Source organism: Mesorhizobium sp. M0862, assembly GCF_040319795.1.
Lineage (GTDB): Bacteria > Pseudomonadota > Alphaproteobacteria > Rhizobiales > Rhizobiaceae > Mesorhizobium.
The window spans coordinates 51,230-77,917 of sequence record NZ_JAMYOJ010000010.1 but is presented as its reverse complement, the minus strand read 5'-3'; the positions used below and the strand labels follow the sequence as shown (position 1 = coordinate 77,917).

Sequence of the window (26,688 nt, the reverse complement as noted above, 5' to 3'; positions counted from 1 at the left end):
TCTCAGGCTCCGTAGCCGCGCATTGTCTGGCGGTTGGTTTTGACGGCGCCGGCAGGGTCGGCGGCGGCCGTTTCGGACTCTTCCTCCAGCACCAGCCAGCCGTTGAAATTGGGTGCAGCACCAGCGATCTCGATCACCTTCGCCGTGTCACAGACGCCCTTGCCCAGCATCGCCCAGGTTCCATTCGCGTCGACATCCTTCAGATGCACATAGCGGATGCGGTCGCGATAAGTGGTGAGCGTATCCGCCATGTCCTGGCCACCGCGCAAGATGTGGCCGGTGTCGGGCACCCAGCCCACCAGCGAGGCGTCGAGCAGCCCGAAGATGCGGTCGTAGTCGGCGCGGTCGAACAGCAGCGTGTTGTGATGCGAGCTTGGATGCACCGCGACCTGGACGCCGGCCTCGCGCCCGAGTTCGCCGGCTTTGTTGTAGACCTCGGCGGCGGTGGCAAACTTGCCGTCGCGCGGCCCGTCGGAAACGATCGTGGCCGAGCCCATCGACACCAGCGCGCCGGGAAAGGCGGCGGCGAAGTCGATCCAGCGTTTGGCGGTCTCGAGGTCGGCGCCGATCTCATCCCTGAGCGTGAAACCGCTCTTCGAGCCGAAGGCGAAGGAGACGAGCGTCAGTCCGGATGATTTCAGCGCGGCCGCGAACTCCGCCGGCTTGCCGGCATAGCGGCCGATCATCGTGTCGGTGATCTCGATGCCGGCATAGCCGCCATCGGCAATCGCCTTGAGCAGATCGTCCGGGCCGCCGGCGAAGCGGTCCCCGAGCATTTCCCAGGTAAAGGTCTGGCAGCCGACTTTCAGGTCTTTCACGGTCATCCTTTCATTCCTTGATCCACCTCCGTTGGAGGGATACGCTACTTGACCGAGCCTGCGGTCATGCCGGCGAGGAAGAACCTCTGGGCAACCAGGTAGATGACCAGGAGCGGCAGCGAGCCGAGCACGCTCATCGCCATCATCTGGTTCCATTCGAATGCGTGTTGCCCCATCAACAACTGGATGCCGATCGGGACGGTGCGCATGGACGTCGACTTCGTCAGTGTCAGCGCAAAGAGAAATTCGTTCCAGCACAACAGGAAGGTGTAGACCGACGTCGCCACGATACCAGGCAGTGAAATCGGGACGATCACCCGCCACAGTGCGGTCCAACTGGTGCCGCCGTCGACAGCCACCGCTTCATCGAGGTCGCGGGGCAAGGTGTTCAGATATCCCGTCATCAGCAGGATCGCATAGGGCAGCGTGAACACCAGATAGGTCAGGATCAGCGCGACATAGGTGTCGAAGATGCCATACGAGACGACAAGCCCGAAGAAGGGGATCAAAAGCGTGATCGGCGGGATCGTCTGCGTGCTGATGATGAGCGTGTTGAGGCTGCCCTTGCCGCGGAAATTGAAACGGCTGAACCCGTAGGCCGCCAGCAAGGCGATCAGCACCGTCAGCACGGTCACCGCTCCGGCCACGAAGTAGCTGTTGAAGAAGAAGCGCAGCTTTACCGGGTCGCCCAGAATGGCCGCATACGCTTCCAGCGTGAAGGCCTTCGGCAGGACGGTTGGCGGCAGGGCGAAGATTTCGGTATTCGACTTGAACGAGCTGCTCAGCATCCAGTAGATCGGGAAGGCCGCGAAAAAGAGCCCTGCGGCAAGCGCGACATGGAGCGCGGCGGTGATCAGCCTGTCTTTCGGCGTGTGCCCTTTCCTCATGTGACTACCGAGCCTTTTGATAGCGGATGTAGAACAGCGTCAGGCCGAGAGAGATCAGCAGGATGACCACGGCGCTAGCCGAGGCCTGCGATAGGTTGTAGCTCGAAAACGCCAGCTTGTACGTGTAGGTGCTGAGGACCTCGGTCGAGTAGATCGGACCGCCACCCGTCGTTATCCAGATCAATGGAAAGACCTGCATGGTCCAGATGAAGTCGAGCAGCGAGATGCTGATGATGATCGGCATCAGCTGCGGAATGGTGATGAAGATCAGCTTCTGGTAGGCCTTCGCGCCGTCGATATCGGCGGCCTCGTAGAAATCCTTGGGAATGCCCTGCAAGCCTGCGAGCAGGCTGACCATGAAAAGCGGGTAGCCCGCCCAGATGTTGGCGAAGGTGACGGCGTGCAGCGCGGTCGCGGGCGAGGAAAACCACTCGACCTTGGAACCGATGATGCCCATCTGCATGAGAACACTGTTCACGACACCATTCGGCTCGAGCAGAAGGCGCCAGATCACCGCGATAATCACCGCGGTGAACAGCCAGGGCAGTATGTACAGCACGCGCAGAATGTTGCGCAGCGTAGGATTGATGCGGTCGCTGTTCAGCATGAGTGCGAAGAGCATGCCGATGGTCATATGGAAGACGACGCTCATGCAGGTGAAGTAGAGTGTGTGCCACAGCGAGGCCCAGAACACCGGATCGGCAAAGATCGCCTGGTAGTGTTTCAATCCGGCAAAGGACGGGTCGCGACGCAGCACCGCGCTGTTCTGGAACGAATAGCCAATCACCGTCACCATTGGCAGCAGCATCAGAAGGCCGATTATGAGGAGCGATGGTGACAGATAGAGATAGGGTGCGACCGCTCGTTTCAGTCGATGGTGGGAGCGCTTCTGCCCGGTCATGTGCGACCCCTGGGATGTGCCTTCAGGAGGAAGGTGCGCTTCAAAAACAGGTCCATCTCAAATTGCGATCCGTTGTTGACGGGTGGCCTGGCCGAGGCCGGGCCACCCGGTGGAAGATAGCAAACGGGCAATGGGCCGCTCAGAATTTCGCCATCCAGCCCTTTTGAGCGTTGGTTGCGGCTTGTTCCGGAGACTGCTCGCCGGCAAGCATCTTCTGAGCCTCCACGTCGAACTGGGTCATCAGGTCTTCAGCCACCGGCAGGCCCGTGAACTCGTTGGCGAGATAGCCGGTCTTGACGATTTCGAAAGCCTTGGCGAAAGCCTTGTCCGAGGTCACGAAATCGGGCTTGGCGTTGACGTTCCCCGGGAAGGCGTTTGCAAGCGACACGAGCTTGGCATTCACCTTTTCACTCATCAGATATTGGACGAGCTTCCAGGCTTCATCCTGATGTTTCGAGGCGGCAGAGATGCCGATGCCCCAGGAGGCATAGGGAAGGCCGCGCTTGCCGTTGTAGTCCGCCACGACTGGGACCGGGATGAGGTCGAAGTTCAGCTTGGGATTGCGTTTGCGGATGAGATTCACATGCGCGAGCGAGTCGATCATCATTCCGACCCGATCGTTGACGAATTCCTCGACCTTTTCCTGCTCGGTCTTGGTGGCAATGCCGGGCGAGATGACGCCGGCGTCGTTCAGCGATTTGACGAAGGTGAGCATATCGACGACCGGCTTGCCCTCGAGAGCCGGCTTGCCTTCAACCATCATCGATTGACCCGAGGCCCAGACCCACGACATCAGGTCGTTCTGGACACCGGACGGCGTTTGCAGCGACAGCGGCAGCACCCAGCCATACTGGTTCTTGTCGGCATGGGTCATCTTCTTGGCGGCTTCGAGAAACTCCGCGCGGGTCGACGGCAGCTTGGTGACGCCTGCCTGGGCGGCGAGGTCCAGATTGACGAAGACCGGATAGACGAACGAAGCCACGGGAAACATCACCGCCTTGCCGTCCACCTTGATGATATCCGCGACCTGGGTCTTGTCGAACCCGCTCGCATCCATCATCGGGTTCATGTCGGCTAGCGCACCCTGCGCGTTCAGATTGTTCACCCAGGCGCCGTCGAGACCGACGACGTCGCTGAGCGTTCCGGTTGCGGCGCCGACCGAGATCTGGTCTCGCGTGGTCGCATAGGGACCGCTGACCAGCGTCACCTTGATGCCGGGGTTTGCAGCCTCGAAGTCGTTCATGATTGCCCTGAGCGATCCCGCCGGCAATTCGGGCTCCCACCATTGGGTGAATTCCAGCGTCGTGTCCGCCATGGCGCCGGTTGCACCAAGCAACCATGCGGCCGCGGCTATTTTCAGCATCTCGGGTCGTATCCGAAACATCATTTTCTCCTCCTTCTTCAAGATCGGCCGCACAATGCGGACGATCGTCTGTTCATTCAGAAGCCTTCTTGTATCTTCCGCAGGCACCTCGCTCCCGCCCGCGGTCTTCCGCAGATCTTCAGATCGCCAGATGCGTTTCGGGATCGAAGAAATGGAACTTGGCATCATCCACGGCCAACCGGATTTCCGAGCCGGAGCGGACGGCGCTGATCGGCTCGAACCTCGCCACCGCGTTCGACGCCAGGCCGAAATCATCCACCGCATCCGGATCGCCGGAGTCCACCCGGACCGCGTCGATGTTCATGTGGACGATCTGTTCGGAGCCGAGTTCCTCGATCGAGGTCACCCTGGCCGGTATCGTCTGATACTTGCGACCGGATTCAAGGCTGCTGTCATAAAGATCCTCCGGTCTGATCCCGAACACGACCTTGCGCCCCGCATACGACCTCAAGGCCGGCCTGCGCACGAGGGCTGCATCCTGCAGCCGGACGGCGAAGTCGCGAAAAGCGAGCTCGCCGCCCTTCAGGGTCGCCTCGAAAAGGTTCATCGAAGGAGAGCCGATGAAGCCGGCAACGAAGGCGTTAACCGGCGATTCATAGAGCCTCTTGGGGGTGTCGACCTGCTGCAGCACACCGCCTTTCAGCACCGCGACCCTGTCGCCCATCGTCATCGCTTCGATCTGATCGTGGGTCACGTAAATGGTCGTGACGCCGAGCTGCTTTTGCAGGCTGGTGATTTCGGCGCGCATTTGCACACGCAGTTTCGCATCCAGATTGGAAAGCGGCTCGTCCATGAGAAAGGCGGCCGGCTCGCGCACCATGGCGCGGCCCATGGCAACCCGTTGACGCTGCCCGCCTGACAGGTTCGCGGGTTTGCTGTCCAGCAAAGACGTCAGCTGAAGAGTTTTGGCGATCTCGTCCACGCGCTTCTTGCGCTCGGCCTTCGGCTTGCCTGCCAGCCGCATCGAAAAGGCGATGTTTTCGGATACCGTCATATGCGGGTAGAGCGCGTAGCTCTGAAACACCATCGCGATGTCGCGGTCCTTGGGCGGCATGTCGACGACGTCGACCCCGCCGATCCGAAGGCTGCCGCTGGTGATGTCTTCCAACCCCGCGATCATTCGCAACGCCGTGGATTTGCCGCAGCCGGAAGGCCCGACGAGGATCAAGAACTCGCCGTCCTTGACCGACAGGTTCAACTGGTCGATTGCGCGAAAACTGTTCCCGTAGGTTTTGCAGATCTTCTCAAGAATGACTTCTGCCATATTCCTCCCTCCACAAGTATAAGCCCTGATTTTTTATGATTCTCCTGGGCTTGTGTTCGCCTGCGAAATGTTTCGTCGGATCGTTTCAGGTCATGCTCCAGCATCCACATGCGCATTTTTCAGGTTGACTGCTGACGGCGCGTTCGCCGATGCCAGGAGTTGCGTGACCTGGTCCTCGGTCGGAAGCGCCTCGCGCCCGCCACGCCCCGTTATCGAAACGGCCGCCGCCGCGGCCGCGAATGCCACCCGGCCCGCGGTGTCGGCTCCGCGCGTCAACGCATGGGCATAGGCGCCATGAAAGCAGTCACCCGCGCCTGTGGAGTCGACGACCGCAACCCGGTGCGGGGGCAGGTGCCAGAGACCTGTCTCTTCACGGCCGCGATAGTACACACCCCTGCCTCCATCGGTCAGAACCACGGCGGATCGCGATGGCAACCACAAGGCATCGAGCATCTCGGCAGGCGATCGGCGCCCCGTGGCAGTCCGTGCAAAGCTAAGTGGAACAATGAGATGGTCGCAGAGCGCGATCAGCCGCTCCGTGGCGGGGCCGCTGCTCCATTCGATATCGCCGAGGATCGCAAGGCCGAGATCGCGAGCCCGAGCCACGACATCCAGCGACCCGGTCGCATAGCTATCTACGATCAGGACGGTTGCGCGGCTGAGGATATCGTCCGGAAAGTCCGGAGCGGTGCCCAGCATCGCATCGTCGTCATACGCGATGAACCTTTCCCCGTCCGAGCCGACGGTGATCCGCGAGTGCACCGGGCGCGCGTCGGGATGGCGCGGCGCGAATGCGGTTTCAATACCGCTCGCCACGAGATCGAGCTGCACCGCGTTGTCCGAGGCACTGGCCAGCCATCCGACGAACCCGGCGGTTCCGCCGAGCCGCGCGACGGCGGCCAGCGCCGTCGCGACATTTCCCCCGAAGGCGCGGGTACTTTGCAGAACCTTACCCTTGCCCGCCGACAGTGGCTGATCGACGTAGACGATGTCGTCGATCGCAATAGCGCCGAAGCCGAGGATCGAGGGGATGGTGGGCATCGTTCAGGCACCCGCCTTCGCCAGGGCGTCTTGCGCCGAAAGGCCGTCATGGATGACGCCGCGAAAGGCAAGCGCTGCCTTCTCCGGATCGCCGTGCCCCCAGAGATTGCGGCCGACCACGGCGCCGCGCGCGCCGGCACGGATGGCGTCCGCCGTCTGCTGAAGCGCGCCGAGCAGCGTATCGGTCTTTGGACCGCCCGCGATGACAACCGGCACCGGGCAGGTCCGGACGGTCTCCCGGAACGACTCGAAATCGCCGGTGTAGCCGATCTTGATCACGTCGACGCCGGACTCGTAACCGATGCGCGCCGCATAGGCGATCTCGTCGGGGGTGAAGACGATCTTTGCTCCGTCGGTGAAATCGCGAGGGTAGATATGCGCCACCACAGGCATGCCGTAGCGGGCCGCCGCATTCACCGAATCGGTCAGCCAGCGTATGTATTTGCCCTCCGTCGCGCCGCGCACCGGAATGGCCACGGCCAACGCATCGGCGCCCGCGCGCACCGCATCCTCGGGCGTTGCGATCAGCTCGCTGATGCGATCGTCCGCGGTGAAACAGCCCGCCTGAATTACCAGGGAAGCTTTGCCCGCATATTGCGGCCACAGATGGCGCGCAGTGCCAGGCTGGATGCTGACATAGTCGGGTTTGCCCGCCATGACGCGTGCGAGCGCACCCGGCAGGTCGGCAAGGCCGCCTTTGCGCACGTCGCCATAGCCGACGAAGTGGTCGACCGCGCCGCCAAAAAGGTTCCCCGATGGATGCGAGAAGAGGCGCGCGAGACGCACCTTGGTTCCTAGGCTCATGAGTCCAAAATTCCCTGATCGGTTGATTTAAAAATGCTCAATCCAGTGTTTCCGAAAGAAAAAAGAAAAACAATCTTTCGAAAGCTTTCGAATCTGCATATTTCCGGTAAGGTGAGCCGAGGCCGGCGCGATTGCTCGGCGCAGGCAGGCAAGGGCAGGGCAATGTTGTCGGAGCAGAGACGCCAATCGATCCTGGGCGAGGTGCAACGCAGCGGACAGGTTCGCATCAAGGACCTGTCGGACGGGTTTGGCGTGTCGGAGGTCACGGTGCGCTCCGACCTCGAAATACTGGACCGCAAGGGACTGCTGACCAAGACCCGTGGAGGAGCGGTGACCCGGACCACCGATTCGACGACGGCCGCGTTCGCGCGGCGGATGCAAACGAACCTCGACGCAAAGAAGCGCATCGCCCGGGCGGCGCTCGACCTTTTCGAGGACAACCAGTCGATCATCTTCGACGGTGGCTCGACCTTGATGCAGCTTGCCATGCAGTTACCGCCGCTCAGCAATGTCGTGGTCGCGGCCACGGCCATGAATATCGTGCAGCATCTTATGCATCGTCCCGGGCTCGACGTTCATATGATCGGCGGCCGGGTCTATCCCGACACGGTGAGCACGCTGATCACCGATGCCGATACGGCTCTCGGCGGCCTGGTAGCGCATCAGGTCTTTGTTGGAGCGCATGCGGTAGACTCGTCACTGGATGTGGTCGACGTGAACGAAGACATGGCGCGAACGAAGCGAAACCTCGTTCGCATGGCCCGGCGCGTTGTCCTGCTCGCCGATTCGAGCAAATGGGGCGTCAGCGGGACGTCCAAGGCATTTTCGCTGTCGGCCGTCGATGTGGTGATCACCGACGATGGCCTGCCCGGTCCAATACGCAGCGAGCTTGATAGGATCGGGGCCAAGGTGATCTATGCCTGAACCCATCCCGGTCTCTGATGCGCGACGGAAAGCGCGCATGAGCCACGGGCTTCGCAGCGGCCGTCGGCCGTTTTTCATGCCGGTCATGTTCTCCTCCTCACGCTGGCGGCCTCCCAGTGCACGCCAGAATTCTCATAAGCTCTATAAAAATTTTACGCGCGTCAACATTTAAAGTCCTGTATAGCGGATTGCGGGGGGTCGTGGGAACTGCAACGGTTGCGCAGCATGCCCTTGGCTTCGGAGGAAAGCTGGAAATGCACGGAAAATCAGAGACAAAGCTCGGCATCGGTGTCATCGGCTGCGGCAACATCTCGATGACCTATCTGCGCAATGCAGCGCTCTTTGGTGGTGTCGAGCTACGCGCCTGCGCCGACATTTCCGCTGACATGGCCGAGCTGCGCGCCAGGGAATACGGCATCCGCGCCCTCGGCGTTGACGCGCTGCTGGCCGACCCCAATATCGACCTCGTGCTGAACCTGACAATCCCCGCGGCGCATTTCGATATTTCGTTCTCGGCGCTTTCGGCGGGCAAGCACGTCTTCACCGAAAAGCCGTTGGCAACCTCCGCCGCCGACGGCCGCCGGCTTGTCGCCGAGGCCGCGAAGCGCGGCCTGCTGATCGGCTCGGCGCCGGACACATTCCTGGGTGCAGCCGGCCGCCGCGCGCGCCGGCTGATGGATGACGGCGCGATCGGCAAGCCGGTGACCGGCACCGCTTTCATGATGGGACGGGGCATGGAGCACTGGCATCCCAATCCGCAATTCTACTATCAGCCCGGCGGCGGTCCGGTGTTCGACATGGGTCCCTACTACCTGACCATGCTGGTCAACCTGCTCGGACCGGTCGAGCGCGTCATGGCGATGGCGACGCACGGCCAGGAGGAGAGGCTGATCACGGCCGACGGGCCGTTCAAGAACACGACATTCAAGGTCGGCACGCCGACAAACATAGTGTCGCTGCTCGAATTCCGTTCCGGCGCCACCGTCACCTTCGGCGCCTCCTGGGACGTGTTCAAACACTCCAACCATCCGATCGAACTGCACGGCACCGAAGGCTCGCTCAGGCTGCCCGACCCCGACACGTTCGGCGGCACCGTTTCGCTGTCGGAGCGTGGCGCCGACTGGGCCGATTTCGCCAGCGAGAGCGAACTCTATGGCGACCGCAACTGGCCCTATTCCGCGCCCGACCGCGCCAATTACCGCATGCTCGGCGTCGCCGATCTGGCGCGCGCGCTGGCCGCGGGCAGAAAGCCGCGCGCCTCCGGTGAGCTGGCGCTGCATGTGCTTGAGATCATGGAGGCGATCCTGGGTTCGGGCGAAAGCCGTGGCTCGGTTGCCGTCAACGGCACGGTCGACCAGCCGCCGCTGCTTGGCGAAGACGAAGCCGCAACCCTGCTTGCCTGACGGAGGTTCGCCCGTGACGCCACCGTCCCCGTCGCCCCTAGATCCGGAGGCCCGGCATGTGCTCGAGCTCGGCAGCCAGGCCGGCGCGCCGCCGTTCGAAACGGGAACGCCTGAGCAGGCGCGCCGCGCCTACAATGAAGGCTTCCCGACCCTGCAAGGCGAGCGCGAGCTGGTCGCGTCGATCAGCGAGCGCATCATTGCAGGACCCGGCGGTCCGCTGAGGCTCAGGATCTATCGCGGGCAGGGCGCGCCTTCGGCAGGCGCTCCGGCGCTGCTCTATCTCCATGGCGGCGGCTGGGTAATCGGCAATCTCGACTCGCATGACGAGATCTGCCGCTGGTTCGCCAACGAGGCAGTCGCTGTCGTCGTTTCCGTCGACTACCGGCTGGCGCCGGAACACAAATTCCCGGCGGCAATAGAGGATTGCCGCGCAACGCTCAACTTCATGCAAAGCGCGGCGGACGAACTCGGCATCGAGGCTGCCAGCATTGCGGTTGCCGGCGACAGCGCCGGCGGCAATCTCGCTACGGTGCTCGGCCTGCTCACGCGGGGGGACAAAAATCCGCCGGCAGCGCAGCTGCTGTTTTATCCCAACACCGATGCCGGGCAGACGACGGACAGCTATCGCCGCTTCGCCATAGGCTTTGGCCTGACCGCCTCGACCATGGCCTGGTTCCGCGACCATTATGTCCGCAATGCCGCCGACATCGGCGACTGGCGTACCTCACCGCTGAAGGCGGAAAGCCTCGCCGGTGCGCCGCCCACCTTCATCGCCATCGCCGGTCACGACATCCTCGCCGACGAAGGCGAGGCCTATGCCAGGCGTCTGCAGCAGGCTGGCGTGCCGGTCGTGCTGGAACACTGGCCCGGTCAGATCCACGGCTTCGTCTCGATGGGCCGTCACGGCCCGGCAGCGAGACAGGCGGTTGCCGCCGCCATTGCCGCGTGGCGAAGCTTCGATCCTGCCTTTGGAAAGGCTCAAGCGGACTGACGCATCACCAGGGCGGCGTCGAGGCTGACCTTCGGCGCGACGTTTGCCGTATCCTCGTTGAGCAAAGCGAGCAGTGTCTCGACGCTGCGCCCCGCCATGGCGGCAAAATCCTGCGCGATGGTGGTCAGTGCGGGGCAGGTGTAGCGGCTCAGCGGATGGTCGTCATGGGCGGCGATACGCAGGTCGCAATCGGCCTTGCGGCCGATCTTCAGCCCTTTCGCGAAGGCTGCCGCCATCACGCCGAAAGCCAGGCGGTCATTCGCACACAGTATGGTCTTGCCGGGCAGACCTCCGGTCTTGCCGGGCAGACCCCCGGTCTTGCCCGGCAGGCCGCTGGCCCCGAGCATCTGTTCCATCTGCTTGTAGCCGATGCGCTCGAAATCCCATGTGTAGTCTCGGGTGTTGCCGATAACCACCGGCTCCTGGCCAAGTTGACGCATCGCGGCGACGTAACTGTTCAGGCGCTCCGGCGAATTGTGATTGACATGCGGGATGTCGAAATAGACCGGGGCGTCGCCGGAGCGGCAGAGATAGTCGACGATGGTCGAGACGCTCTGGGCATTGTTGTTGCCGACAAAGGGCGTGCCGCCTTCAAGATAGGTGTCGAAATAGACGACCGGCATTGTCTGGGTCAGCTTCTCCAGCGTGCGCCGGTCCGAGCGCAAGCCGAGCGGCGCGATCAGCGCGCCCGAAACTTTCAGCGACAGGATGGTACGTGTCGCCTCCATTTCGAGCTCGGTTGAGCCATGCGAGGAGATGACGATCGGCCAGTAGCCCTCGTCGCGCAGCCTGAGCTCGATGCGGCTGACCATTTCGGAATAGAAGGGATCGGTGACCGTCGGTACGACAATGCCGATGGCGCGGGTGCGCTTGCGGTTGAGGTTGCGGGCAAACAGATTGGGCTGGTAGTCGGACGACCGCAACGCCTCTTCGATGCGCTTGCGCGTTGCCGGCTTGACGCTGGTCGGATCGTCGAAATATTTCGACAGCGTCGGCCTGGAGACGCCGCAGGAGCGGGCGAAATCCTCCATCGTCTTGTGCGTCATTGGCATTCAATCCTCGTCTGGCACGCGCCAGAACCTCGGTCATCCCTTGACGCTGCCCACGGTCCTGCAGCCGGCGCGTCCGCCACGCAACGGCAGACGAAATTTACAGGAAACGTCAGTGGGTTCAACGCGCAATGACAGATTATACCGTGCGTAAATTTGTTCAATTGACGCGAAAATTGTCGCGCATCAAAGTCTCGGTCACAAAGAGCGCTGAAAAGTCCAGGCACCATGACACAACAGATCGATCGGCTTCTTTCCCAGCTATATCGTCGGCTCGATGCCGCCGCGATTGTGATCTGCGATGCTATCGATCCGCGCTATGGCGACGACCTCTCCGGCAAGGGCGGCGGCCAGCCCGAACTGGTCTTGCGTCCGCGCAACGCCGCCGACGTCGCCGAAATCCTGCGCCTATGCAGTGGTATCGGCCAGAAGCTGGTCGTCCATGGCGGCCGCACCGGGCTGGCCGGCGGCGCGCGCGTGCAGCCGGGCGAAGCGGTGCTGTCGCTGGAGCGCATGACCGCGGTCGAAGCGCCCGACGGCGCCGCGGCAACCATCATCGCGGAAGCCGGCGCGCCGCTGCAAATGGTGCAGGAAGCGGCCGATGCGTCCGGCCTGATGTTCGGCGTCGATATCGGCGCGCGCGGCACGGCGACGGTCGGCGGCAACATCGCCACCAATGCTGGCGGCATTCGCGTGCTGCGCTACGGCATGTACCGCGCCCAGGTGCTGGGGCTGGAGGCCGTGCTTGCCGACGGCTCGATCCTGACTTCGTTGCGTGGCCTGGCCAAGGACAATTCGGGATACGATCTCAACCAGCTTTTCATTGGCAGCGAAGGCACGCTGGGCGTGGTTACTCGCGCCTGCCTGCGGCTGCATCCCAAGCCCGCCACCGAGGTTGCCGCCTTTTGCGCACTTGGCTCGCTGGAGGCGGCGATTGCGTTGCTGGGGTTGCTCAAGCAGCGGCTCGGGCCCTTGCTTTCGGCCTATGAGGTAAACTTCTCGCCGCTCTACGGCGCCATGATTGCCGGCATGGCCGCGCCGGCGCCGCTGCCTGCCGGCGCGCCGGTTTATGTTTTGGCCGAGATCCAGGGCAACCAGGCCGAGCTGGACGGCGAGCGTTTCGCTTCGGTGCTGATGCAGGCGGTCGAGGACGGCATCGTCGCCGACGTGGTCGTCTCGCAGTCGCCGCGCGAATTCCGTGCGCTATGGGATGTGCGCGAAGAGGCCAACCGCTTCCTGTTTGCGATCGAGGGCATGATCGGCGTCGACATCAGCATCCCGTTGGCGACCATGGCGGGTTTCCTGCGCAACGCCGAAGCCGCGATCCACGCCGTCGACAGCCGCGCCGAGATCTACGTCTTCGGCCATCTCGGCGACGGCAATCTGCACTATCAGGTCGACACCACGGAACCGGCGGCCGCCTATGAGATCATCTATCGCGGCGTGGCGGCATGCGGTGGCGCCGTCTCGGCCGAGCACGGCATCGGCCTCGACAAGAAGAAATGGCTGAACCTCGTGCGCAGCGACGCCGAAATATCAGCCATGCGCCGGCTGAAGGTGGCGTTCGATCCGCACAACATTCTCAACCCAGGGCGGATTTTCGATATCATTTGATCGCCAGGAGAATCTAGCTTGCAACTGGCGAGAGCAGCGCGTGTAAGTCGACCGTTCTCATCTGCTCGACGCCGTCCAGAGTCATATTTCCCGCGACATAGACGATGATTGCCAGACCGAGCCAGCCGATCCAGCGATACCTGGCAAGCAGCGCCGCCACCAGCGTCGAGGCGACCGCCATCAGAACCACCGACAGGATGAGACCGAACACCAGCGCATTCATGTCGTGGGCGGCGGCGCCCGCCACGGCCAGCACATTGTCCAGCGACATCGAGACATCGGCGACGACGATCTGCAGGATCGCGGTGCGCAGCGCCTTGGCCGGCCGCGCCGTCGCAAGTGCTACGGCTTCAGTGTCGACGTCCTCGCCGTCGCCGGCCGAGCGCAACTCCTGGAACATGTTCCAGCACACCCAGAACAAAAGCATGCCGCCGACCAGCATGATCCCCGGAATTTCCAGCAGTTGCACCGCGATCACCGCAAAGACGACGCGGATCACCGCCGCCGCGGCAATGCCGGCGATGATCGCCTTCTGCCGCAACGCCTTGGCGAGGCCTGCGGCCGCCATGCCGATCACCACGACATTGTCGCCAGACAGCACAAGGTTGATGGTGATGACTTCCAGATAAGCGGCGACAGTCGTCTGGTCGAAACTCATAGAGCGGTCTCCCCGGAAGGCTCCGGCTGGTTGCGGCGGATCGGACCGATGTCTGCGCAAACGCGAAGACAGCTGATTTGAGTGCAGCCCGGCATTGAAACAAGACGCCAGCGCGGCCAATCGGTCCTCATCCACGGAATTCATCGCCGGGTCGTGATTTCCGACCAGAAATGCCCGTCCCAGAATGCCCATCATGGAAGGGAAGACAAAAGCGTTCCGCTTGCCTATCAATATTGCCGACCAAAGGAGAGACGAGCATGAGCAAGACGGCACTGATTTTCTGGGGCGGATGGGAGGGTCACACGCCGGCCCGCAGCTCCGCTGTCGTCAGCGAGATATTGACGGGGCATGGCTTCGAAGTGCGGATAGAAGAGGGCACATCGGCGCTCGCCGATCCGCAGCTCCCGGCCATCGATCTGATCGTGCCGGTGATCACCATGTCGACGATCGAGAAACCGGAGCTGCAAAACCTCACCGCCGCCGTCAGCGGCGGAACCGGCCTTGCCGGGTTCCACGGCACCATGGGCGACAGTTTTCGCAACGAGCCGGCCTATCAGTTCATGACCGGCGGCCAATGGGTCGCGCACCCCGGCGACATCATCCACTACCGTGTCGACATCATCAGCGACGATCCGATCGTCAGGGGTATCGAGGGTTTCGCCTACCATTCCGAGCAGTATTACATGCATGTCGACCCGAGCAACGAGGTGCTGGCGACGACGACGTTCAGCGGTGAGCATCTCGACTTCATCGACGGCGTCGTCATGCCCGTGGTCTGGAAGCGCCGCTACGGCAAGGGCCGCGTCTTCTTCAGCGCGCTCGGCCACACCGCGGATGAGTTTTCCGTCCCGCAAATGCGCACCATCTTCGAGCGTGGGGTGCTGTGGGCCAGCCGATAACCGGGGCCTGTCCGAGCAAGCAACGGCGATATCACGCCTCCGCTACTCGCTAAGCCGCGGCTAACGCTCTATGCTGGCTGAGGTCACGGCGTTCGACCGCCGTCATCGCAACTGAAATGTGTTGTCACGGGGGACATGCATGTTCGGGGTCGTCGGATTAGTAAGGCATGGAAAGTCGTCGCAGCGCTGGCGTCGGCCCGCTCTGGTGGTCGTGGTGTTCGGTCTGTTGCTGCTTGCGCCGCAGGCGGCCAACGCGCAGCCGAACTGGACGCTCGATCCGGCGAATTCGACGCTCACCTATCAATCGGTGAAGAAGAACACCATTGTCGAAACCAACAAGATCAGGAACCTCTCGGGCACGCTGACATCGGATGGCGCCGCCAAGGTCACGTTCGACCTCAACTCGGTCGACACCGGCATCGACCTTCGCAATGTCCGCATGCGCTTCCTGTTCTTCGAAACCTTTAAATTCCCGACGGCGGAAGTGACGGCGAAAGTCGATCCCGCCGCTTTTGCCGATCTCGCCACCAAACGGCGCATGAGCGCGCATATCCCGTTTCGCCTGAGCCTGCACGGCGTCGACAAGGACCTTGAGGCCAATGTCGTGGTCACCATGATCACCGACAGCATGGTGTCGATCGCATCGGAGGCGCCGGTCGCCGTGCATGTCGAGGATTTCGGCCTGTTGCCCAACATCGAAAAACTCCAGCAGGCGGCCAATGTCAGCAGCATCGTCCCGACGGCTTCGGTGTCGTTCGACTTCGTCTTCACCGCTGATGGGGCCAAGCCGGCGGCGGCGCCTGCCGTCGCAGCCCCAGCCGATGCCGGGCCGGTCGCCACAGATGCAGGCAAGACGTCCTTCAGCGACGATGAATGCCTGAACAGGTTCGAGGTGCTGTCGCGCACCGGCGCCGTCTATTTTCGCCCAGCCAGCGCTCGGCTCGATGAAAAGAGCCGCCCACTGCTGGCCGAGGTGGTCGGCGTCGTCGGCAAATGTCCGAAACTGAAGGTCGAGGTTTCGGGCCATACCGATTCCGACGGGTCGCCGACGGCCAACAAGAACCTGTCGGAACGGCGCGCCAAGGCGGTCGCCGACGCGATCATCGCTGCGGGCATTCCATCGGCGCAGATCACGGCTTCCGGCTATGGCGAGGAAAAGCCGGTGGCGCCGAACGATACGCCGAAGAACAAGGCGCTGAACCGGCGGATCGAGTTCTCCGCCACGCCGCTCGCCAACTGAGCCGGTCCTTAACTGAGAAGGCCCGTCAACCGAAAAGGAATCCGGTGCGTTTGGACATGATTGCAAGTTGCGGCAACTTCATGCGCGGCATCGGCCTCGCGGTGCTGGCGCTTGCGTTGACCATGACCATTACCATTACCATGACCGCGGCCAGTGCCGAACGCCGCATCGCCCTGGTGCTCGGCAATTCCCATTACCGGAACGCGCCGGTGCTGCCCAATCCGGTGAACGATGCGCAGGCAATGTCCGATCGCCTGAAGGGGCTGGGCTTCGAAATCGTCTCCGGCCTCGATCTCACCAAGGCGCAGACGCAGGAAAAGATCGCGCAATTCGCGCGGCAGGTGCGTGGCGCCGATATCGCGCTGTTCTTCTATGCCGGTCATGGCCTGCAGGTCTCGGGCAGGAATTACCTGCTGCCTGTCGATGCGGCGCTGGAGGACGAGACCTCGCTCGACTTCGAAGCCGTGCAGGTGGACTTCATCCTGCGGCAGATGTCGCGCGAGACCAGCATCAGGCTGGTGTTCCTCGACGCCTGCCGCGACAACCCGCTCGCCGATGTGCTTGCCAAGGAGACTGGCGGCGACAGCACGGCAAGCAGCGGCCTTGCCGAAATACCGATCGAGAATGGCGGCGCCGGCACGCTGGTCGCCTTCGCTGCCAGTCCCAACCAGCTCGCCTATGACGGACCGGGCGAGCACTCGCCATTTTCGGCGGCGCTGCTTGCCCATATCGGCGAGGTCAACGTCTCGATCACCGAAGCGATGAACCGGGTTACGTCGGATTTGTTCAAGGCCACAGCCGGACGCCAGCGGCCCTGGATCAACGTTTCGCTGGCCACCGATGTCGTGCTTCACAAGGTCGATCTCAAGGCGCCGCTGATCGTCGGCGATTCCGGCGCGGCTGCGCCCGAAGGCGATACGCAGGCGCGCACCGGCGCGGCCGCCAATCCGCCGGGTACGGACGCCGGCGAGCAGGCGCTGGAACAGCTGCGTGAGGAAATTCCGAAGCTGGGCTCGGACGCGCCAGTCCTTTTCGACGTTCCGGTCAATTTCGGCGACCCGGCGATCGACGGCAAGAGCATCGCCCAACTCATCCAGGGCAAGCCGCACTTCAGTCCGGTCGAGGGCCTGGAAAAGTCCGTCTGGGACAACCAGTGCAGCAACTGTCATCAATGGACCGAGGAGCGGCTGTGCGACCAGGCCAAGACCTACGTCACCAATGATGTCTCGGTGTTGCGCCTGCAACACCCGCTGGGCACGCGCTTCAAGGTGGCACTCGGCAAATGGGCGCAAAACGGCTGCAAATGAGACCGCCAACAATGGGTTGGATCAGATTTCAATGAAATCTCATCACGATCCAGAGCAATCAGGCTCGGCGCAGCGCCTCGGTTCCGGCCAGATGGATGCCCATCTCGACAAAGGCGGTGAGCACGGAGAAACGGTCCGCCACCGCAACCCGCGCCAGTCCGGCCAGTATGCCGGCATTGACGGCATGCGCAGCCGGCAGCGGCCGCAGCCTCGACCCGTTGGTCTGCGGCGTCAGGCCATTGATGTGCCGTTGCGCCGCTAGCGCGATCCAGCCGGCAGGCGTGTGCTGCTGCGTCATCGCCGCCCCGGCGACAGCCTCCCGGCGGCTTGCATTGTTGGGGTCGCCGACCCAGTCCTGGATCAGGGCCAGCGTTGCGAGATCCTGCTCTTCGAGCAGCTCGGTCAGATGCCCAAGGCACTCATGGCCCCACCAGATTGCGGCCCGGTCAGGCAGGAGATAGGCGCAAAAGGTAATCGCTTCCTCGGGGATGCGCCCGGCCATCAGCCGGCGGCAGAACTCGAGCGAGGGTTGGTCGGTCGGAACGGCCGTCATGTCCCGGGCGACAGCCGTGTTCGCGGCGAAGAGATCGCGTGCGGTCTGGAATCGAAGCCCGTTGACCATCGCTGCTGTTATCCTCCCCCAGCCCTCACTCAACCCGCCTGCGAGGCGCGGGTCAAGTCTGTCGACCACCACATGTCCATGACGTTGTTCACAGACAAACGCCTCACGGTTTGGTATATTCCACAGCCGACCGTGATCTCGACAGATCATTGTCGAACAGGAAGAGTTGGCCCGGATCCATGGATCGGGCCTGAGTGAAAATCGGATGCTCGAAACGGGAGTAACCGTTATGCAGCGGCACATTTCAGTCTTGGCATTGGCGACCGTGCTTTTCTCGACTCACGTCTATGCCGACCCACTTCAGAAATCGGAAGACATTGTGAAGTTCTTTGCCGGCACGATCGATCACGGCGCGGCACGCGGGATTTGTGTCGGCACCGAGGACGAGTGCAAGAGCAAGACCGGCCAGAAAGAAAAGCCTCCGGAGAAGACCGGCCTCGATATGCTGATCAATTTCAGCCTGGATTCGTCCGAGCTCGACGCCAAGGCGCGCAGCGAACTCGACGAATTTGCCAAGGCGCTGAAGGACGATCGGCTGAGCAAGCTGTCCTTCGTCGTCGAAGGCTATACCGACGCATCCGGCTCGGCGACCTACAATGAGGGGCTGTCGCAGCGCAGGGCGCAATCGGTCACCGCCTTCCTCGAATCCAACGGCATCGAATCCACCCGCATCAAGGCGGTCGGTCTCGGCGAGGCCAATCCACGCAATCCCGATCCCTACGATCCCGTCAACCGGCGGGTCGAGATGCGGATCAAGGCGCAGTAGCTTCGCCGGCTGCGTCTTCCGGCCATCAACGCCGCGCGTCCAACGGACACGCGGCGTTTTTGTCGTTCGATGTGATCGATCAGTTCTTGAGCACGCCGCCGACTGCTACGCCGGTGCCGAAGATCAGCGCCTTGGTCAGGAAATCATTGTTGTCCCGCGGTGGCGGTTCATCCTCGCGCACGACCTCTCGGTTGCGCCTTTTCTGCACGAACTGCTGTTGTCGGCGCGGCTTCTGGGCGTACTGCTTCTTGCGTGGCTTTTCCGCCACCGGCTTCAGCGTGCGGGCCTTCTGCACCACCTGTTTCTTCTGCTTGTCCACTCCGGCCTGGTCGGCCTCGTGCTTGGCACGAACGGCCTCCATCATCGGGTCCGTCTGGATAACCAGGAACGCCAGTTGCTCGCGCGTCAGGAAGGTGGTCGGAGGCAGCCCGTTCCCCTCTTGCCAGTCGCCGATCGCTTGCCGGGTCTTGGCGCCAATATTGCCGTCGACGCGGCCAAGCTCGTTGCCCAGCGCCTCGACGCGCAATTGCAGGTCGATGCGGCCCTGGCGATCGAGACCGATCGCGTTCTCCGTCGCCTCGGTGCCCAGCACCTTCTTCATGTCGTCCGAAATGCCGACCGAGGTGCGCACGGCAGAACCCGAGTTCGCTTCGTCGGCATCGAGCGCTGCCACCTGCCGTTCCTGGGCTTTCGGATCGTTCAGCGCATCGATGTTGAGCTGCGCCACCGTGGCGAAGCGGCCATTCGGGAACTGTTCGAGATAGGCTTCGTAGAATGGCGCGGTGTTGCGCTTCGAGGCCTCGTCCCAAAGCCGCTGCTCGACTTCCCACGAAGGCGGTTCGCTGGTGACGAGAGCAGGAGCGGGCGCTGCCACGGCGTTCGCGTCATCGGCGGCCGGTTTTACCATCGGTGCGGCTTCGGCGGCCGGTTTGCCAAGGAAGACCTCGCGGCCCAGCGATGCGTTGTGCCATGGCCGCTGGCGGCCTTGCGTGGTCTCGGCCACTTCGCCGCGCACCCGCGTCAGCGCGCTCTGGATCTCGACGCCGGGTTCGGTCAGGTGCCTGGCGAGCGCGGTCGAGTAGGGGCTGTCGACGCCGTTGCCGTCAAAGGCGATGGCGCCCGGGTCGGTGGCATAGGCAATCAGGATGCCGCCGGTGCCGACGCCCTCTGATTTAGGGTCGATCGGCGCCAGGCCGGTGCCCAGCGCGGTGGAGCGGGTCTTCGGCATCGAGGCCGCCAGTGTCCGTGCCAGCGGATTGTCGCGGCAGGCATCAAGGATGATGACGCCGACCGCCGGGTCGGGCGGCAGTGCGGCCATGAAGTCGTCGATCTGGACGGTGCGGGTCTTGAGATAGGCAGGTGACGTCAGTTCGGCGTCGACCGGGATCAAAAAGTTCTTGCCGTCGACTTGCATGCCGTGGCCGGCATAGAAGATGACGGCGAGGTCGGCATCGTAGGACTGCTCGGTGAATTTGCTGATCAGGCTGTGCATGCCGGCATTGTCCTGGTCGACGCCCTCGATCACCTCGAAGCCGGCATTGCGCAGCGTCGATGCGATGAGATGCGCGTCATTGGCCGGATTGGGCAATTCGACGGCATGGACGTATTTGCTGTTGCCGATGACCAGCGCGACGCGTTTGACGCCACCGGCATCCGGCGCCGCCGCCTGGACGGTGCCAAGCGCGGTCAGCATTAACAGAAAAAATCCGCTCAAAAGGACGGCAAACGCTTTCATGGGATCGGCCTTCCGCCCCAATGGGGCGCGTTATTGATGGCTGTGCATGCTAAATTTCACCAGCGACTGTATCGCTTCTGCCAAAATGGCTGTTGGGCGTATGTGATCCCAGCCACAGTTTTGGTTCACAAGGACCCAAAAACCTTCCCAAATATCCGCAAACATACCATTCGCCGGCCTCAGAACCAATCGGCTTGGCGAAAGCCGGGGCGAACTGCCAGCTCTAGCCCGGCTCAAGAGTATTTTGGATCGAGCCGACCAGTGCCGTTATCGCCTGCTTGTATTTTTCGAACTCCGGCGATGTCTGGCGGACTTCCGTCGTCGTCTGCTGGCCCGCATCGGTGGTGGCGGGCGTCGGCAATTTGCGGCCCATCTTCCGTTCCGCCCAGTCGACGACGTAGCTGGCGGTCTTGCCGGCAAGAAACGGGTTGGCCTGGATAACGGACGAGCCGAGCACGGCGCTCAACTGCGCCGATCCCGGCGACGCCAGCACCTGATGGGCGCCTTCCATACCGAGGAAATGGCAGAGATAGAGCCGGCCGGCGGTGATCTGGTGGCCACGCGCCTTGAGATAGGCTTCGCCCTCGCGCGCCAGATTGCGCACCATCTCACGCGAGATGGTGGCGTCGTAGCGCAAAGCGAGCAGGTCTGCGGTCGACAGCGAGCGCGCCAGTTCGGGACGATAGGTGTTCATCATCCGGATCCAGGTCTTGGATATGAACTGGCCGGCGCCTGTCGCCGAAGACAGCGGGTTCTTGGCCCGCGCGCTACCGCCCGATTCGACGTGGACGATACGGTCGGTCAGCGTTTCGACGGCGGGATCGCTGGAAGTGACGGCGATTGCAGCGGTCACTGTTCCGAGCGGATCGATCGCCTGACCGCTCTGATAGAGTTCGAAATGCAAATGTGGCCCGGTCGACAGGCCGGTGGTGCCGATATAGCCGATAATGTCGCCGGCCTTCACCTTGGTGCCGACACCGCTGGCAATGGCGAATTTCGACATATGCGCGTAGCGCGTCTCGCGGCCGCCGCCATGGGCGATCTTGACCACATTGCCGTAGCCGCCGCCGTCGCCCTGGAAGATGATCTCGCCGTCGAAGGCTGCTGCGATCGGGGTCCCCACGGGTGCTGCCCAGTCGACGCCCTTGTGGATGCGAACAACGCCCAGGATCGGATGCTTGCGCGGCCCGAAGGTCGACGTCATGACACCGTTGACCGGCGTCACCATGCCGTTGGCCACCGTCAGCGAGCGCACCTGGTCATCGCCCGAGACGCAGGAAAACTGGCCGTCGCTCTGCTGGAAAACGAAACAATCCAAGCTCTTTTGCGTGCCTTGGATACCGACATAGAGCACCCGTCCGTCGGTCTCGTTCTTGCCGCGCGGCGTCTGCGAATAGATCAGCACAAGACGCTGGTCCTCGCTGGCGAAAGCATCCAGATCCTGTCCCCGCGACAGATACATGATGGCTTCGCCGATGATGCCGCTCGGCACATTGTTGCGGGCCGCCGTCGAATAGATCGCGTCGAGCAGGCGGTATTGCCGTTTCTGCGTGCCTTCGGTCTCGGCGCCCGAATAATTGAACAGGTCCTCGCGCACCCACGGGTCGACGCCCGACACGAAGGCACCGGCCGCGTTGCGTGTCAGCGTGCCGACAAAGACGTTCCTGGCATAGATCGAGACCTGCATCAGCGACATCGTCGTGGTCTCGCGCGTCGGCCTGAAGCCGCGCATCGCCACGACATAACCAGGCTGCAGGCCGTCCTTGTCGAACAGCGCCTTCAGCGCCTCGCCGGCAAGCTTTGCGTCGTCGGCGGAAAAATGCGCATCGAGCGCCACGCTGTCCAGGCTGCGGTCGTTGAGGATTTTCACGAAAATGTCCTGGGTCGCCTCGAAGCGCTGGTATTCCGAGCTGACGGTGGCAACGCTGGTGTTGTTTTCGACCGGTGTCTTCTGAAAGGCGGGGAGTGCTGCTTCGCCCTCATCGATGGTCTCGCCCCAGCCGGCCTCGGGGTCATCGGCCGCCGCCGATGCACCCGGAGCGGCTTGCGGGTCAGGAGCTGGGCCGGAGGCCGCCGGAGCCCCGTCCGCGCCGGGCGATGGTTGAAGATCGTTCTGCAGGTCATTCTGCGGATCGCTGGGTTCGGCGGGTGGCGCGACCGCGGTCTTCCGCTGCGCCTGAAAGAAAGCGAAATCCTCTTGCGTCGAGGGGATCGTCGTCATGAATTTTTCGCTGGCGCTCAGCATCACGTCGGAGAGAACCATGATCTGAGGGGAGATACCGGCCTGGTCGAGCTCCGCCGGGCGCGGCATCCCGCTGCTCTTCGCGGCGCCGGCCTCCGGCGCCAGTGTGATCCACATCGGGTCGCCGGCAAGGTCGATGATGGCCGGCACGTAGACCGATGCGTCGGCCGGCACGTCGTCCGAGCCTTCGACGGCATGCAGTTCCTCGTCCTCGTCGCCGAACGACCAGTAGTCGGCGGTAAGATAGAAGCCGGTGGCAATCGCGGCGAGGACGATTGTCGCCAGGCCAGCCGCCAGCCCGAGCCAGATCCTGCGCCTGCGCAGCGCGGCGCGCGCCTGCTTCTTTGCTTTGAAGCTGGTGTCGATGCTGTGCGTCACGGCGCGCTTCCGGTCAGGAAGAAGGTCCAGCGCACCTGTTCCTGGGTGTCGACTTCGAGAAACTTCGCCGCGATATGGCCGCGCTGCCAGCATTCATCGATGCCGCGGATCGAGAACCGCCGCCGCTCGATGCACATGTCGGTGGAGCCTGCCAGAATGGCGTGGCCGAACACATCCGTCGCGTAGATGTAGATGTAGCGGTTGGTCAGCTCCTCGCGGATGACGTTGACGCATTGATTGGCGCCGATGGTCCACCAGCCATCGGTCTGGTCGGCATCGTCGACCTTTTGGCCGACGGCAAGATTGACGACATCGAGCGTCTGGTTGCAGACGGTGAATTCGGCGCGCGCTTGCCCGGTGGAAAGAAGCGCCAGCAACAGCGTCGCGACCGCGCTCGCGGCGAGCTTCACCCGCACGTTCCGGGCAAGCAGGACGGGATCTCGGCGACGACGTTGCATCGGCGTCGGTGCTAGCCGCCGAGGCGGAAATATTTGGCGGTCGCCGAAAATGCCGAACTCCTGGCGCCGATCTCGTCGAGTATCCTGGGCAACAGCACCGAGGCCGGCGTCGGCGTTGTGAAGTCCGCCGCCTTAATGTCCTGCGGCCCGGTGATCACCATGATGATCTGCGGCAACGCCTTGCCTGCCGCCTTGTCGGCGGCGCCGAGCCCGATCGGGATCGAGAAGGTCGCCTTGTCGGCTTGTACGACAACATGATCGTCGAGGTTGAAGGCGATGCCCCTGTGGTCGATCAGGAACACGCTCGACACCAGCCCGCCATGCGTCATCAGCGTGCCGTCGATCGGCGAGCCGTCCGGCACCGATGTCTGGTCGAGGACAAGCTGCGGCCTGTCGGCCGTGCTCGCGCCCATGAAACGCAGGAAGCCGGTGATCCCGCATTGCGGGGGCTGGATAAGGCGGACGCTGATATCCGGCTCGACATGGAACTTCGCCTGGAATTCCCCAAGCAACTGTTCGAAGGGTGGCACCGACGTGCCGAAGCCCTCGATCGCGACGCCCTTGTCGGCGGCCGACGTCACCGTCGCAAAAAAACAATCACCACCATTGAAGGCGCGTACCCAGGTGACCCGCTCCGCGGCCGCATCGGCCGGTGGCGGCACCTCCGGCTTGGGCACGTTCATGGCAATGTCGGGCTCTGCGGACTTGTCGGCCTGCTCGCCGCTGGCGATGTTGGGCCGGCTTGGGTTGGGCTCTGCGGTCGTTTCAGGCGCCTGCGTGTCCGGCTTGGGGGCCAGCGTGTCCGGCTTGGGCGCCTGCGTGTCCGGCTTGGGCGCCTGCGCGGTCGGTTCAGGCGCCTGCGCCTTGGGCTCGGGCGGTTGAGCGGTGGGTTGCGGCGCCGGTGCTGTGGGCGTGGGTGCCTCGGCCGTTGGTTCAGGTGTTTGCGTGGCCGGCGCTGTCGCCTTGGGCTCTACCGGCGGACTGACAGGCTCGGGGTTCTTCGCGGCATCGGACTGTGACGGGCCGGATGGCGGTTGCAGCGCGACGGTCTTGTCGATTGGTGCGGCCGGCAGCGGGGCCGTAGCGCTCGACGCGACTGGTGGCGTCGGCTGCGGCTCGACCGGCGCTTTGGCCTGATCTTCAGCCGCAGTCTCCGCTGGTTGCGGCTTTGGCACCGTCTTCTCGACCGGCGCAGTGTCCGGAACGGGCTTGTCAGCGACGATCGGCTTTGTCAGTTCGGGTTGGAGCGGCTTGCCGGTGTCGGTGACGCGAGGCCGGTCTCCGAATCCCACGATACCCGATGCATAGAGCCCTCCAAGCGATACCACGGCCACCGCCGACAGCACCGCGATCGTCAGATTTCTGCCTGTAGTAGCACGCTTCGGCGGTGTGCTTGCTCGTCTGGGAGTTTCAGCAGCCGGTTTCGGCTGCGACAGGTGCGCCGGGCGCACGTGCGGCACGAAAGACGGCTCCGCCGTGCCGCTTGGCGGGGCCGAACCGAAGCCTTGGGCCGGCGAGTCCCCGACCTTCGAGACAGGCCCTGCGGTCTGCCCGGTTCGCGGCAGACCGGGCCGGGGCGCGAGCGATGCCGGCGGCAAGGTTGCGTCGCTGTCGTCGCGCGTCAACCGGGCGATTTCGGCCATGCTGGCCGGTCGATCATCCGGGTCAGGCTGCAGCATCGCTTCGACAATGTCCCTGAAATCGGCATCGATGCCGGAGAGATCAGGGACGGTCCGCCGTTTTTCGACGATCTCGTATTGCGAGCCGCCCATATCGATCGGCTTGCCGCGCAGCGCCGCCGCCAGCACCAGCCCCAGGCTGTAGATGTCGGACTGTTCGCTGACCTCGCCGCCATAGAGCCCGAGCTGCTCGGGGGAGACGTAATTGTATTTTCCGGCAAACTTGCCGCCGATCAGCGTCTCGCCACCGACCGCGGCCGATCGCGCAATGCCGAAATCGATGATCTTTGCCCGCTCGACCCGGCCGCCCGGCAGGATGATGTTGTCGGGCGACAGATCGCGGTGGATGGCGCCGGCCTGGTGCACGGCGCTCAGGCCCGAGGCCAGCCGGTGGCACAGTTTGCGCACATCCGGAGTCGCCATCGCCCCGCCGCGCATGACGTCGTACAGCGACTGGCCGTCGACGAATTCCATCGCCAGATAGGGCCGCCCGATGCCGGGATCTATGGTGAAGACGTGGTAGCGCACGACCGCGTCATGCGACAGATGGTTGAGGATCGAGGCTTCCTTGCGAAACAGCGACAGGATCGTCTGATCGCGGGCGAATTCCGGCAGCACGATCTTGATCGCGACATGATCGCCGGTCTGGATGTTGTGGCCGCGATAGACTTCGCCCATGCCGCCCGACGCGATGCGTTCGTCGAGCTCGTAGATGCCGCTGAGCTGCGTGCCGACGCTGGTATCCGCCATGTTGGGCAATAGCCGGGTCTTGTCGTCGGAGCTCATCGGTCACGGCCTTCTGCTCGGGACAGGCCATTGCCTTTGTCTCTGATCTTGACCAGAACGATGGTGACGTTGTCCGTGCCGCCGCGCTCAAGCACCATGGAAAGCAGCTTTTCGCAGGCAGCCTGCGGCGCTGCCGAGAGCACTGCAGCCGCAATCTCCGCGTCACTGACATGCGCCGTCAGGCCGTCCGTGCTGAGGATGAAAATGTCGCCGGCAAGGGTCTCTCCCTGCTGGAAGTCGATGGCGATTTCGTCGTTGACGCCGATGGCGCGGGTGATGACGTTGCGGCGCGGCCAGTTCTCCGCTTCGGCCGCGCTGATCGCGCCGCTGTCGAGCAGTTCCTGGACCTCGGTGTGGTCGCGCGAAATCTGCGAGATCGCGGCGTTGCGCACGAGATAGACGCGGCTGTCGCCCGACCACAGGCAGGCGAACCTGCCGTCCATGGCCAGCAGTGCGGCAACGGTGGAGCCGATGGTCACGCCGCGTGAGCGCGAAATCCGGCGGATCTCGGCATGCGCCCGGTTCAGCCGATCCTCAAAGCGGGCGCGCAGATCCGGCGCCGAACTGGCGATGCCGATCGTCGCCAGATGCTCGACAATGCTTGCCGAAGCGACTTCTCCGGCCTCGTGCCCGCCCATGCCGTCGGCCACCACCCAGAGGCCGATCCGCGGCTCGACCAGAAAGCTGTCCTCATTGTGGTCGCGCACGCAGCCCTTGTGGCTCACGCCGTAGCTCTCAAAGGCGGCATCGTTCACTTGCCTACGCTCCGCAACGCCTTGGCTGACGTGCCTGGCCAGTCTGCCACAGCCCCATTCATTAGAGTATCGAAATCTAAGCC

The 26,688-nt window shown here is 63.3% G+C and carries 23 protein-coding genes; 8 read left to right on the top strand and 15 right to left on the bottom strand.

What is annotated here, in order from left to right; all coding sequences use genetic code 11:
• Positions 1–2: 2 nt before the first annotated feature.
• From NKI15_RS16845 to NKI15_RS16815, 7 genes are all read right to left on the bottom strand, one after another.
• The gene (locus tag NKI15_RS16845; protein ID WP_023708129.1) at positions 3–824 is read right to left on the bottom strand and encodes a sugar phosphate isomerase/epimerase family protein; all 822 of its coding nucleotides are present in this window, start codon (positions 822–824) and stop codon (positions 3–5) included.
• Positions 825–862: 38 nt separating this feature from the next.
• Complete coding sequence (locus NKI15_RS16840) at positions 863–1,705, bottom strand: carbohydrate ABC transporter permease (protein ID WP_023704785.1); 843 nt, start codon at positions 1,703–1,705, stop codon at positions 863–865.
• 4 nt (positions 1,706–1,709) lie between these two features.
• Positions 1,710–2,606 carry a carbohydrate ABC transporter permease gene (locus NKI15_RS16835; RefSeq protein WP_023682645.1) on the bottom strand — a complete coding sequence of 299 codons (897 nt, stop codon included), beginning with the start codon at positions 2,604–2,606 and terminating at the stop codon, positions 1,710–1,712.
• Between the two features lie 139 nt (positions 2,607–2,745).
• On the bottom strand, positions 2,746–3,993 hold the full coding sequence (locus NKI15_RS16830) for an ABC transporter substrate-binding protein (protein WP_352886401.1): 1,248 nt from the start codon (positions 3,991–3,993) through the stop codon (positions 2,746–2,748).
• Between the two features lie 115 nt (positions 3,994–4,108).
• Entirely contained in the window at positions 4,109–5,254 is a 1,146-nt protein-coding gene (locus tag NKI15_RS16825) for an ABC transporter ATP-binding protein (protein WP_023682644.1), read from the bottom strand.
• 90 nt (positions 5,255–5,344) lie between these two features.
• Positions 5,345–6,295: a PfkB family carbohydrate kinase gene (locus NKI15_RS16820; RefSeq protein WP_352514642.1), complete on the bottom strand. Its 951-nt coding sequence runs from the start codon at positions 6,293–6,295 to the stop codon at positions 5,345–5,347.
• 3 nt (positions 6,296–6,298) lie between these two features.
• Positions 6,299–7,099 carry a beta/alpha barrel domain-containing protein gene (locus tag NKI15_RS16815; protein ID WP_023692211.1) on the bottom strand — a complete coding sequence of 267 codons (801 nt, stop codon included), beginning with the start codon at positions 7,097–7,099 and terminating at the stop codon, positions 6,299–6,301.
• 162 nt (positions 7,100–7,261) lie between these two features.
• On the opposite strand from NKI15_RS16815, the gene NKI15_RS16810 reads away from it, so the two are divergent.
• From NKI15_RS16810 to NKI15_RS16800, 3 genes are all read left to right on the top strand, one after another.
• Positions 7,262–8,023: a DeoR/GlpR family DNA-binding transcription regulator gene (locus NKI15_RS16810; protein ID WP_352514649.1), complete on the top strand. Its 762-nt coding sequence runs from the start codon at positions 7,262–7,264 to the stop codon at positions 8,021–8,023.
• A gap of 254 nt (positions 8,024–8,277) precedes the next feature.
• Complete coding sequence (locus NKI15_RS16805; RefSeq protein ID WP_023714869.1) at positions 8,278–9,426, top strand: Gfo/Idh/MocA family protein; 1,149 nt, start codon at positions 8,278–8,280, stop codon at positions 9,424–9,426.
• Positions 9,427–9,439: 13 nt separating this feature from the next.
• Positions 9,440–10,417 carry an alpha/beta hydrolase gene (locus NKI15_RS16800; protein WP_031197971.1) on the top strand — a complete coding sequence of 326 codons (978 nt, stop codon included), beginning with the start codon at positions 9,440–9,442 and terminating at the stop codon, positions 10,415–10,417.
• Here the strand turns inward: NKI15_RS16800 and NKI15_RS16795 are convergent.
• The gene (locus tag NKI15_RS16795; RefSeq protein WP_031197970.1) at positions 10,405–11,469 is read right to left on the bottom strand and encodes a LacI family DNA-binding transcriptional regulator; all 1,065 of its coding nucleotides are present in this window, start codon (positions 11,467–11,469) and stop codon (positions 10,405–10,407) included. The genes NKI15_RS16800 and NKI15_RS16795 overlap by 13 nt on opposite strands.
• Positions 11,470–11,694: 225 nt before the next feature.
• Between NKI15_RS16795 and NKI15_RS16790 the strand changes: the two genes are divergently transcribed.
• Complete coding sequence (locus tag NKI15_RS16790) at positions 11,695–13,080, top strand: FAD-binding oxidoreductase (RefSeq protein WP_023667911.1); 1,386 nt, start codon at positions 11,695–11,697, stop codon at positions 13,078–13,080.
• Between the two features lie 13 nt (positions 13,081–13,093).
• Here NKI15_RS16790 and NKI15_RS16785 read toward each other — a convergent pair whose 3' ends face one another.
• Positions 13,094–13,738, bottom strand: a complete 645-nt coding sequence (locus tag NKI15_RS16785; RefSeq protein ID WP_023667912.1) for a YjbE family putative metal transport protein — start codon at positions 13,736–13,738, stop codon at positions 13,094–13,096.
• A 257-nt stretch (positions 13,739–13,995) separates the two neighbouring features.
• Here NKI15_RS16785 and NKI15_RS16780 point away from each other — a divergent pair, with 257 nt between their 5' ends.
• The 3 genes from NKI15_RS16780 to NKI15_RS16770 all read left to right on the top strand — a co-directional run bounded on the left by NKI15_RS16780 (position 13,996) and on the right by NKI15_RS16770 (position 17,184).
• Entirely contained in the window at positions 13,996–14,637 is a 642-nt protein-coding gene (locus NKI15_RS16780) for a ThuA domain-containing protein (RefSeq protein WP_023667913.1), read from the top strand.
• Between the two features lie 139 nt (positions 14,638–14,776).
• On the top strand, positions 14,777–15,877 hold the full coding sequence (locus tag NKI15_RS16775) for an OmpA family protein (RefSeq protein ID WP_023682638.1): 1,101 nt from the start codon (positions 14,777–14,779) through the stop codon (positions 15,875–15,877).
• 56 nt (positions 15,878–15,933) lie between these two features.
• A complete protein-coding gene (locus tag NKI15_RS16770; RefSeq protein ID WP_352514650.1) occupies positions 15,934–17,184 on the top strand; it encodes a caspase family protein in 1,251 nt (416 codons plus the stop codon).
• A gap of 58 nt (positions 17,185–17,242) precedes the next feature.
• Here NKI15_RS16770 and NKI15_RS16765 read toward each other — a convergent pair whose 3' ends face one another.
• Positions 17,243–17,806, bottom strand: coding sequence for a DUF6931 family protein (locus tag NKI15_RS16765; RefSeq protein ID WP_352711024.1), 564 nt, complete (start codon positions 17,804–17,806; stop codon positions 17,243–17,245).
• A gap of 229 nt (positions 17,807–18,035) precedes the next feature.
• Between NKI15_RS16765 and NKI15_RS16760 the strand changes: the two genes are divergently transcribed.
• Entirely contained in the window at positions 18,036–18,572 is a 537-nt protein-coding gene (locus tag NKI15_RS16760; RefSeq protein ID WP_023732205.1) for an OmpA family protein, read from the top strand.
• A gap of 79 nt (positions 18,573–18,651) precedes the next feature.
• Here the strand turns inward: NKI15_RS16760 and NKI15_RS16755 are convergent, their stop codons facing one another.
• The 5 genes from NKI15_RS16755 to NKI15_RS16735 all read right to left on the bottom strand — a co-directional run bounded on the left by NKI15_RS16755 (position 18,652) and on the right by NKI15_RS16735 (position 26,605).
• Entirely contained in the window at positions 18,652–20,265 is a 1,614-nt protein-coding gene (locus NKI15_RS16755) for a caspase family protein (RefSeq protein ID WP_245261078.1), read from the bottom strand.
• Positions 20,266–20,530: 265 nt separating this feature from the next.
• A complete protein-coding gene (locus NKI15_RS16750) occupies positions 20,531–22,927 on the bottom strand; it encodes a M23 family metallopeptidase (protein ID WP_023704801.1) in 2,397 nt (798 codons plus the stop codon).
• A complete protein-coding gene (locus NKI15_RS16745; RefSeq protein WP_023667922.1) occupies positions 22,924–23,385 on the bottom strand; it encodes a DUF1036 domain-containing protein in 462 nt (153 codons plus the stop codon). The genes NKI15_RS16750 and NKI15_RS16745 overlap by 4 nt, the downstream gene beginning before the upstream one ends.
• Before the next feature lie 11 nt (positions 23,386–23,396).
• Complete coding sequence (locus tag NKI15_RS16740; protein WP_023704802.1) at positions 23,397–25,850, bottom strand: serine/threonine-protein kinase; 2,454 nt, start codon at positions 25,848–25,850, stop codon at positions 23,397–23,399.
• Positions 25,847–26,605 (bottom strand): PP2C family protein-serine/threonine phosphatase, encoded by a 759-nt coding sequence (locus NKI15_RS16735; protein ID WP_023692196.1) that lies wholly within the window; start codon positions 26,603–26,605, stop codon positions 25,847–25,849. The genes NKI15_RS16740 and NKI15_RS16735 overlap by 4 nt, the downstream gene beginning before the upstream one ends.
• Between the last annotated feature and the right edge of the window lie 83 nt (positions 26,606–26,688).